The following is a 4,819-nucleotide window of genomic DNA, read 5'->3' as shown; positions in this document are numbered from 1 at the left end:
GGGCAAGCCCGCTCCCACATTGGGTATTGCGTCAGCGTCAGAGGCTGAAGTCACCTTCCGAAACCAGCTCGCTCAACGGCCGACGCGGGCTTGGCGCCTCACGGCCTTGCAGGTATTCCGGCAAGGTCGATTTGTCACCCAGCTTGCCCACGGCCACCGCCGCGTGCAGGGCATAACCCTGCGGAATCTTCAGCTCTTTGCGTGTCAGCTCCTGATCGAAGCCGGCCATGCCGTGGGTGTGCCAGCCGCTGAGGCTGGCCTGCAGCGCCAGGTGGCCCCAGGCGGAACCGGTGTCGAAGGTGTGCCACAGGGCTGGGGTTTCTTCGGTGGCGCCGGGGGCGGTGAAGTCGGTTTTCGAGGCGATGATCACCAGGGCCGATGCATGCTGCGCCCAGTTACGGTTGAATTCATTCAGCAAACCCAGGAAACGCTCCCAGTTTGGCGTGTCGCGGCGCGCGTAGAGAAAACGCCACGGCTGCGAATTGTAGGCGGAGGGTGCCCAGCGTGCGGCTTCGAAGAAGCTCAGCAGGGTGTCCTGCGGGATGCTTTCGCCGGTGAAAGCGCGAGGCGACCAGCGGTCGGTGAACTGGGTGTGGATCGGATAGTCGGCAACACGTGTCATTGAGCATTTCCTGATCGTCAATTCGGTGCTCAAAGCTACTGCGCGGCCACTAGACTGACAAGTGTTGTCACACCGCCAGTCGTAAGCGCTTGGCCCCAAGGGCCTTGGGCACTAGACTGGCGGCCTTTTCACCTAGCGATGTTGATGTAGAGCCATGGCCGCCAAAGTCGAACCTTTCTGGATACGCAAAACCCTTGAACACCTCGATCAGGAGGAGTGGGAGTCGTTGTGCGACGGCTGTGGCCTTTGTTGCCTGCAGAAGCTTGAGGACGAAGACGACAACAGCGTTTATTACACGCGTATCGCCTGCAAACTGCTCGACCTGAAAACCTGCCAGTGCACCGACTACCCCAACCGCCGCGCCTCGGTGCCTGATTGCATCCAGCTCACCCCGGGCCAGGCTGATCAGTTCAAATGGTTGCCGCCGACCTGCGGTTACCGCTTGGTCAGCGAGCGTAAAGACCTGCCGCTTTGGCATCACCTGGTCTGTGGCGACCGCGACGCGGTGCATCACGAACGCATTTCCCAGTCCGGGCGCATGCTCAGCGAAGGCAGCGTGCCCGAAGACGACTGGGAGGATTACCTGATCTTCCGCGCGGGCTGAACAAGGAGTGAGTATGCGGGTGGGAACCAAGCTGGCGGCGAGCCTGATGTTGCTGGCGCTGAGTATGCCGGCATGGTGTGCGAAGAAAGTCGACCTGGACTATCACGTCAAGTTGTTGCCCCAGAGCGACCAGGCCGAAGTGCGCCTGAGCCTGTCCCAGGGCTCGGCGGTGCGCAGCCTCAACTTCGACCTGGGCCGCGCGGGTGACTACAGCGACTTCAAGGCCGACGGCCAATGGAAAGTCACCGGCAGCCGTGGCCTGTGGCAACCCAGTGCCGACAAAGCCAGCCTGACCTATCGCGTCCGCCTTACCCATGCGCGCAAACCTGGCACCTATGAAGCGCGGATGACGCCCAACTGGGCGCTGTTTCGCGGTGAAGACCTGGTGCCGGCTGCGCGGCTGGACCAACAAGACGGCATCGAGCTGGTCTCGCGCCTGGTGTTCGAACTGCCGGCAGGTTGGAAGAGCATCGAAACGGCCTGGCCGCGTATCGGCAAAAACAAATTTCGCATCGACAACGTCTCCCGCCTGTTCGACCGCCCCACCGGCTGGATGCTTGCCGGAACCCTGGGTAGCCGGCGCATGAGACTTGGTGAAACCGAAGTCACCGTGGCCGCCCCCAAAGGGCAGGGCATGCGGCGCATGGATGTACTGACGCTGCTGACGTTCGTCTGGCCGCAATTGGAGGCGGCGTTCCCGCGCCATCCGGCGAAACTGCTGATCGTGGGCGCCAGCGACCCCATGCGCCGGGGTGTTGTGGCGTCGCGCGATTCGATCTACCTCAACAGCCACACACCGCTGGTCAGTGAAAGCGGCAGCAGCCCGTTGATCCGCGAAGTGGTGCAGGCCATTGGCCGCTTCAATGATCACGACAGTAGCGATTGGATTCGCGAGGGGCTGGGGGAGTATTACGCGATCGAACTGGTGCGCCGCGCCGGTGGCATCACCGACGAGCGCTATGCAGCCATCCAGGCGCGGTTGAGCAAGGAAGGCAAGGACGTCACCACCCTGCGGGGTGAGCACATCAGCGCGGGCGCCGTGGCCCGGGCGGTGGTGGTGTTGCAGGAACTGGACCGCGAGATCCGCGTGAAAACCCACAACAAGCGTTCGCTGGATGACCTTGCGCAGGGGGTCATGCGCTCGAACGGCATTACCACTGCTGAGTTTGTGCAACTGGCTGAAAGTGTGATCGGCGAGTCGTCGGTGGTGCTGGACAACAAACTGCTGCGCTGAGCCCAAACCTTGCACATGTTGATCTCCACTGTCTGGAAGATCACCTTCAGCCAGTGGTTTTGGTTGTTTTCTCAGCGGCCACTTCGGCCTTGGTCTTCAAGTTCTTGAGCTCTGCCCCGGCGCGCTCGATCTTCGTGCGCACGCTGTTCATGTCTTGGCGACCCTGTTCCAGTTTGTCCTTGAGCGAGCTGTGTCCGGTAAAGCCACGGACCAGCGCCACACCGCCGATCGCCACTTGGATCAAGCCGAAAATCCCGCCACGGCGCAGGCCTTTGCCAACCATCATCACGCCGCCGGCTACCGAGCCGATACGTTCCCAGCCGTGCACGTTCTGAGTCGGCGGGGTGTCGAGTGGTGAGTGTTCGATGATAGGTCGCAGGTTTTTGCTGTCGCTCATGGTCTGTCTCCAACAAGGGCAAGTGTAAGTAGCTGACTGTTCGCAGGCGCAGGATGTTCCCGAAAAATCAGTACTTGGGGCCCGAACGGGTGTTGTTGCCCTTGGCCAGGCGGTCGTAAAGCACCACGTTGACGGTGGCGGCGAGGTTCATGCAGCCGGTGGTCGGGATATACACCACGTCTTCGCACCAGTCGCGGATCTCTTTGTCGAGGGAGCCGTCTTCGGGGCCGAAGATGTACAGCGCGCGGTCGGGGTGGGTGTATTCGGGCAGCGGGCGGGCGCCTTCCACCAGTTCCACGGCGACCGGGATACAGCCCAGGGGCAGGATCTTTTTCAGGTCATCGATGCCGATCAGCGGAATGTCGTGGTGGACCTTCTTGGTGTCGGTGATGAAGTCCCGGGCGCGCTCGTAACGCACGCCGGTGTAGAACACCGAGGCCACGCCGTAGCAGCCGGCGGCACGCATCACCGAGCCGACGTTTTCGGGGGATTTGGGGTTATACAGACCGATGCAGCTGTAGCGTTTATTGCCCACGGGGAAGGGTGCCTTGGAGAAAAACGGCGATTATACGGCCTTGGAGGGATGCGGTGTTTGGGGGATCGCTATCGCGGGCAAGCCCGCTCCCACATTTTTGACTTGTGAACACGTTCAAGTGTGGGAGCGGGCTTGCCTGCGATGAGGCCAGGACAGGCTAAAGAAGACCTTCAGTCGTCTTTCTTCATCAGGCCAGCCAACGCTGCAAACGGGTTATGCGTGGCCTTGGCAATGGTCGGGCTACTGGTGGAGCCGTCGCCGAAATACTGCTGGTCGGTGTAGCGCGAGTGTTCGTTGTCATGGCAATACAGGCACAGCAACTCCCAGTTGGAGCCGTCCTGGGGATTGTCATCATGATTGTGATTTCGGTGGTGTACTGTCAGTTCGCTCAGGCGTTTGCCGGAGAACTCACGAGCGCAGCGGCCGCACACGTGGGGGTACATCTTCAAGGCTTTGTCGCGGTAGCCCATTTCCCGGTCGCGCTGGGCATCGGCGAGGATGCGATCCAGCTTGGCGGTGTGGGAGGGCGGGTTGGTCGAGCTCATCATGGCTCCTGGCTATCTTGCGGTTCACGGATAGGGTTGATTCTAGCCGCTCGCGTTGCAAATGACTGCTTCACTTTACATATAAGGATCTGAAACTCATGCGTCTGCATTCATGGATTGTTGCGTTACTGCTGTGTGTCGTTACCGCCCAGGCCCAAGCGTTCTCCACACCCAAACCCGGACAGGTGATCGAGGTGGCCCTGGAGCGACTGCACCCGACCCAGGCCGTGGTGGGTTTTGACCAGATTTATTACAGCCTCGGCTTGTTCGCCGATAAACCCGACAAGGTTTTCGATGAATACTGCGAGACCAACGGCCAAGGCAGCGCCGACAAAGTGCCGAAAAAAGCCGACCTGCACAAACCCGACAGCTTCACCTGCAAGGACCCGGTGGGCACCCATCCCGAAGACATGAAAACCGTGGTGGTCGGCCCCGCGGGCCAGTTGTACCTGACCGATGGCCACCACACGTTCACCACCTTGTGGGAAACCACAGGCGGCGGTTCGCAGTTGAAAATGTGGGTCAAGGTCACCGACGACTTCAGCAACAGCCCGGACATGGCCACCTTCTGGCAGCGCATGCAGGCGGCGCGCAAGGTCTGGCTCAAGGACAACCAGGGCCAGACCTTGCCGCCCGAGCAACTGCCGGCGCACCTGGGCTTCAAGAACTTGCAGGACGATACTTTCCGCAGCCTGGTGTATTTCACCCGCAAGGCCGCCTATGGCAAGCCGGATGACGGTGCGATTGCGCCGGAGTTCCTGGAGTTCTACTGGGGCAACTGGTTGCGCACCCAAGTTGACCTGAGCGCGTACAACCTGAACAAGAAGAGCGGCTACAAGGACGCCATCGAAGCAGTGGCCAAGCGCATGGTCAGCCTGGCGC

7 protein-coding genes are annotated in these 4,819 nt (G+C 61.0%); 3 read left to right on the top strand and 4 right to left on the bottom strand.

What is annotated here, in order from left to right; translation table 11 throughout:
• Positions 1–37: 37 nt before the first annotated feature.
• Entirely contained in the window at positions 38–622 is a 585-nt protein-coding gene (locus ACRESD_RS23230) for a nitroreductase family protein (RefSeq protein ID WP_431753043.1), read from the bottom strand.
• A gap of 154 nt (positions 623–776) precedes the next feature.
• On the opposite strand from ACRESD_RS23230, the gene ACRESD_RS23225 reads away from it, so the two are divergent.
• Complete coding sequence (locus ACRESD_RS23225; protein ID WP_003172524.1) at positions 777–1,226, top strand: YcgN family cysteine cluster protein; 450 nt, start codon at positions 777–779, stop codon at positions 1,224–1,226.
• Positions 1,227–1,239: 13 nt separating this feature from the next.
• Entirely contained in the window at positions 1,240–2,460 is a 1,221-nt protein-coding gene (locus tag ACRESD_RS23220) for a hypothetical protein (RefSeq protein ID WP_431753042.1), read from the top strand.
• Positions 2,461–2,506: 46 nt separating this feature from the next.
• Here ACRESD_RS23220 and ACRESD_RS23215 read toward each other — a convergent pair whose 3' ends face one another.
• The 3 genes from ACRESD_RS23215 to ACRESD_RS23205 all read right to left on the bottom strand — a co-directional run bounded on the left by ACRESD_RS23215 (position 2,507) and on the right by ACRESD_RS23205 (position 3,937).
• Positions 2,507–2,857: a YgaP family membrane protein gene (locus ACRESD_RS23215; RefSeq protein ID WP_431753041.1), complete on the bottom strand. Its 351-nt coding sequence runs from the start codon at positions 2,855–2,857 to the stop codon at positions 2,507–2,509.
• 67 nt (positions 2,858–2,924) lie between these two features.
• Positions 2,925–3,392 carry an RNA methyltransferase gene (locus ACRESD_RS23210; protein WP_003189607.1) on the bottom strand — a complete coding sequence of 156 codons (468 nt, stop codon included), beginning with the start codon at positions 3,390–3,392 and terminating at the stop codon, positions 2,925–2,927.
• Positions 3,393–3,562: 170 nt separating this feature from the next.
• Complete coding sequence (locus tag ACRESD_RS23205) at positions 3,563–3,937, bottom strand: YajD family HNH nuclease (protein ID WP_010212122.1); 375 nt, start codon at positions 3,935–3,937, stop codon at positions 3,563–3,565.
• A gap of 98 nt (positions 3,938–4,035) precedes the next feature.
• Between ACRESD_RS23205 and ACRESD_RS23200 the strand changes: the two genes are divergently transcribed.
• A partial coding sequence (locus tag ACRESD_RS23200; protein WP_431753040.1) for a ParB/Srx family N-terminal domain-containing protein occupies positions 4,036–4,819 on the top strand: 784 nt, incomplete at its 3' end.

The sequence above is a fragment of the Pseudomonas sp. genome, from assembly GCF_050739995.1.
GTDB lineage: Bacteria > Pseudomonadota > Gammaproteobacteria > Pseudomonadales > Pseudomonadaceae > Aquipseudomonas.
The sequence above is the reverse complement of the archived record's forward strand: the minus strand, read 5'-3'. Positions and strand labels throughout refer to the sequence as shown.